We start from the raw sequence: 533 nt of genomic DNA, 5'->3' as shown, positions 1-533 counted from the left end.
AAAATCAGGAATCCTCGGGCTCAAAATGATCGACGAACTTCGGCGTTATGCACAAGTCTTGAGTAAAAAGCATTTCTGACTTTGACTCAAAAATAAAAGACCCCCCCAACAAATCTGCCCCGGTTACAATCGCAACTGGCCTTGCCGCGTTAGATTGGGAGCGCCCTTCACGACGGCAATGCGATCACCTACCAGAAAAGAAGCTTTGTAAGAGCAGCCGATCGGTAATCCCTCATTTTTCATTGCTTTTGCCCGCATGAGCCAAATCTCACCCTTAAGAGGGATTTCAGTTCCCCCGCCTCACCCCTGCGCACAAGAAAAAATGGTTGTACATCCTGAGTTTGAGTATTCTCAAAAAATGACAGACTAAATTTCTGCGGCCTGGCTCAACTTGAGCAGATGATCCCGACAAATAATATCGACTTCGTCGATCAACTTTTGCGTACGCGCTGACAACCACTCCAAAGCTTCCTGGCTAATCTCAAAATGCTTTGAATACCGCGCTTTGACATAAGCTTCGTTTACCACATTAA

At 46.0% G+C, this 533-nt stretch carries 1 pseudogene; it reads right to left on the bottom strand.

From position 1 onward, the window contains the following. Positions 1-126: 126 nt before the first annotated feature. A pseudogene (locus tag ACOZHT_RS24420) lies at positions 127-273 on the bottom strand (ABC transporter substrate-binding protein); the annotation flags it as partial. Positions 274-533: the final 260 nt, after the last annotated feature.

Origin of the sequence: Ochrobactrum sp. EDr1-4 (assembly GCF_049199085.1) — a bacterium.
In the GTDB taxonomy this organism is placed as follows: domain Bacteria; phylum Pseudomonadota; class Alphaproteobacteria; order Rhizobiales; family Rhizobiaceae; genus Brucella.
The sequence above is the reverse complement of the archived record's forward strand: the minus strand, read 5'-3'. Positions and strand labels throughout refer to the sequence as shown.